The sequence below is a fragment of the Prosthecobacter sp. genome (assembly GCF_044236155.1).
Lineage (GTDB): Bacteria > Verrucomicrobiota > Verrucomicrobiia > Verrucomicrobiales > Verrucomicrobiaceae > Prosthecobacter.
The window spans coordinates 1-3,973 of the sequence record NZ_JBIIHA010000052.1 but is presented as its reverse complement, the minus strand read 5'-3'; the positions used below and the strand labels follow the sequence as shown (position 1 = coordinate 3,973).

Genomic DNA, 3,973 nt, shown 5'->3' with positions numbered 1-3,973 from the left:
ACGCGGCGTTGAAGGGAGTTTACTTTTTCCGCCACCGTCATCACTACGTTTTCTTCCGCGAGCTTTCCAAGAAGCGGCTCGGGGTCATCAGCGTGCTGCATGAGAAAATGGACATCCCAGCCCGCCTGCGGGAAGACGCGGAACGTGCGGACTGAAATGCGATCTGATGCCGTGTGTATTTGCCCACCGTGAAAGCCGCGCTTAGCTTTCGCGCTCCATGACCCACGCCGTCCTCAGCCTCCTCAAAGAAAGCCGTCATCCCATGCGCATCGACCTCATCGGGGTCGCCGGTTCCGGCATGAGCGGGCTCGCACTGCTGCTGCTCGGCCTCGGGCACAAGGTCAGCGGCTCGGACAAGGCCACCACACTCGAAACGGAGCGCCTCGAAAAGATGGGCCTCACCTTCTACCACGGTCACACGGAGAAAGAAGTCGATGATTGCGACATGGTCATCTACTCCAGCGCCATCAAGCCCGGCAACATCGCCTACGAGGCCGCCTACAAACAAGGCATCCCGCTCGTGCGTCGTGCGGAGGCACTCGCCGCCGTCATGGCGAACAAAAAAGGCGTCGTCGTCTGCGGCACGCATGGCAAAACGACCACCTCCGCGCTCACCGCGCATGTGCTGCGTCAAGGCGGCCTCAAACCCAGTCACTACGTCGGCGCGGAAATCCCGATTCTTGGCTCCAACGCGCACTGGGATGCCGAAGGCGAGCTTTTCGTCGCCGAGGGCGATGAGAGCGACGGCACGCTGGTCAATTTCCATCCGCAGCACGCCATCGTGCTCAACATCGAGCCCGAGCATCTCGACTTCTACGATGGCATCGAGGCGATCAAAGCCGTCTTCCGACAGCTTTTGAGCCAGACGCCCGGTCATTGGGTTTATTGTGCCGAAGATCCCGTCGCCACGGAAGTCTGCGCAGGCCCGCAAGGCGTGAGTTACGGCTGGAGCCGCGAGCATGATTTCTCCGCGAACATTCTCTCGATGCGGCCGGATCACTCGGAGTTTGAGGTGTATCAAAACGAGCAACTCCTCGGCACGGCCACGCTCGGCATTCCCGGCAAGCACAACGTGAGCAACGCGCTCGCCGCCATCGCCCTCGCCACGAAGAGCGGCGTGACGTTTGAGGCCATCCAGCATGCTTTGAAGACCTTCCGCGGCGCGAAACGCCGTTTTGAAATCCGCCACAGCGGCGAGCGTTTCACCGTCGTCGATGACTACGGGCATCATCCGAGCGAAATCGCGGCCACTTTGGCCACCGCGAAGGGTTTGAACGCGAAACGCATCGTCTGCCTCTTCCAGCCGCATCGCTTCAGCCGCACGCAACTGCTCAAAAAGGAGTTCGGAGCCAGTTTTGGCGATGTGGACGAGCTTTTCGTCACCGACGTGTATCCGGCGAGCGAGAAGCCGCTGCCCGGTGTCAGCGGCGAAACGATCCTCGAAGAGGTGAAGCTGCAAAACACGCACACCAAGACCGGCAGCACGCCCACGATGATGATCGCGCGTGACAAAGTCGGCAATGCGCTGCGTCCCGGCGACCTGCTCATCACGCTCGGCGCGGGCAATGTGCACGAAGTCGGTCGCTGCATCGCGCGCGACCTGCCCGTGCTCGAAAAACTCTGCGCCATCCTCGAATCGCATGGCGGCGGCGTGGCCAAACTTTACGAGCCGATGAATCGGCACACGACCTGGCTCATCGGCGGCCCGGCGCAGTATTGGATCGAGCCGCGCAACGAGGCCGCGCTGGCTGAAATCGTGCGCTACCTGCGCTCCGCGTCGATTCCGATCCGCGTGATCGGTCGCGGCTCGAACTTGCTCGTGAAAGACGGCGGCATCCGCGGCGCGGTGATTCACATGAAGGGCGATTTCGAAAACGTCGTCGTCAACGGCAACGAAATCATCGCCGGAGCCGGTGCTCGGCTCAAAAAGATCGCCAGCGCAGCCCGCAATGCCGGACTGGGCGGCTTTGAGTGGATGGAAGGCATTCCCGGCAATCTCGGCGGCGCGATCCGCATGAACGCGGGCGCGATGGGCACCGAAACCTTCGATCAAATCGTCCGCGTGCGCTTCATCGATACGGACGGCAGCCTCAAAGAGAAATCACTCGCAGAAATCACGCATCACTACCGCAGCGTGCCGGAGTTTGAGGAGCGCTACGTCGTATCCGCCGTGCTGAAAGGCTCCCCTGCCCCGCAAACCGAGATCGATGCCAAACTGGCTGCCTCGCATCACAAGCGCCGCACCAGCCAGCCCGTCGGCGCCAGCGCAGGCTGCACCTTCAAAAATCCGGAACTCTGCGGCGCAGGCAAATTGATCGACGATTTGCAGCTCAAGGGCCGCAGCGTCGGCAAAATCGTCGTTTCTGACATCCACGCCAATTTCATCGTCAACCAAGGTGGTGCGACCGCGCGAGAAGTGCTCGATCTCGTGGCTCAAATCAAAGAAAAAGCCCTCGAAGAGCGCGGCGTGACGCTGGAGATGGAAGTCAAGGTCATCGGCGAGGACCAGCCACTGCCGCTTTGACGCATCAAACCTATTGAGGCCGTAGTTCGCGCATGAGTTGCAGCACTTTGTCGGCATCCGCCTCCGGCATGAGCTTTGATTTCCGATAGCTTTCAGCGGTTTCGATGGCGGAGTCCCACTGGCCGTCCATGCATGAAAAAAGCAGGTAATTACGCACAAAACGCAGACGTTCATCATTCACCACCGATGGCTGCTTCCCTAGCGCCGATCTGGCTTTGTCATACCAAGCCCTGACCAACGCCATGCTTTGATCCGATGCATCACCCTGGAGTTGGTTGACGATGCGCTGATTCCAGGCCCAAGGGTCGTCCGGAGACTCCTGAACGCACTTCCGCAGCAGTTCTTCGGCGCGGCTCCATCGGCGCTGACGCGTGTAAGCGGCGGCGGTTTCAAGGCGGATTTTATACGAGGGCATCATTGCCAGCCGTGCTTCTGCCAGCGCCAGCAGGACCGGGCTGGATTTGGGATCGGACTTGGCCACCATCACCAGCGCAGTCAGCGTGCCGAAGCGTGCCGGGGCCAACTCGAGGCTTTTCAAGACAAACTCCGGATGCTCCATGCGGCGATCAAGCTGCTCCGCGAGTAATTCGACGCGATAATGCGCCTCGTAAGCCATTGCCGAGCGCAGCCCCTCGGATTTGCGGCCGATGTTCGCCAATTGACGCAGGCCGTCTTCGACCAGCCTCATTTCCTCCGCGCTTTCACCGGGCAGCAAAGGTGTTGTGGCAGACTTGAGGCCTTCTTTGAAGCTGAATGTGACGGAGGTTTTGGTTCCTCCGTCTGGCAGGTTGATGGGAATCCCGGCCTTCACCGCCTGGGGATACAGTGTGACGAGCGTTCGGTGAAAACGCACACGCTCGTTGAGCAATGCACCAATGATCTCAGGGTTGTCATGCGCAAGGCTCAATGCCTGGCTGAACCGTTCCGGCGTGGCAAAAGTTTGCGGCTTCTCGATTAGCATCTGCATCATCAGATGACCTTCGCCCGCCGGTCGTGGCACTGACCTGCAAGCCCGCGCCTCGTTCCCATGCAGCGTGATGCGATGCAGCAGATATGTAGCGCGTAGCAGGCAGGCAAGGTCGGTCTGCGGTGAGTCGATCACCGCCTCGGCTTCGGTGAGCAGTTCTTTCTCCTCCTTCTGAAAAGCAATGTAACGGGCATCATCGAACGGCGTGGCGAACATGACGGCTGCAAATCTCTGGTCCGCCGCCGGGCCAACGACCTGCTGGCCCTCCAGTGCAAGCCATTGCCAATAGCGTTGCCGCAGCCGCACAAGACGTGCGCGTGGCTGATCAGCATCAAGTTCGAGCGCCTTGGCAGCGGATTTTTGCGCGTTGCCTGCATCTCTCGCGACGCGTTGCCAGGCTTCGGCCAGGCGCGCATGTGCTTCCGCATCCTCGGGATGCTGCGTGACTTGCTCCTGGCATCCCGCAAGCAGCCCCTGCTTCA

General features: G+C 60.5%; 2 protein-coding genes. One reads left to right on the top strand and one right to left on the bottom strand.

All coding sequences use genetic code 11. The features are described 5' to 3' along the window. The first annotated feature begins 217 nt into the window (after positions 1–217). Positions 218–2,524: a UDP-N-acetylmuramate--L-alanine ligase gene (gene murC / locus ACILSE_RS22465; protein WP_395719687.1), complete on the top strand. Its 2,307-nt coding sequence runs from the start codon at positions 218–220 to the stop codon at positions 2,522–2,524. 10 nt (positions 2,525–2,534) lie between these two features. Here murC and ACILSE_RS22460 read toward each other — a convergent pair. After that, a partial coding sequence (locus ACILSE_RS22460; RefSeq protein ID WP_395719686.1) for a tetratricopeptide repeat protein occupies positions 2,535–3,973 on the bottom strand: 1,439 nt, incomplete at its 5' end.

Excerpts from the sequence above, each read along its gene's own strand:
- murC (WP_395719687.1), top strand. The coding sequence starts at position 218 with ATGACCCACGCCGTCCTCAGCCTCCTCAAAGAAAGCCGTCATCCCATG.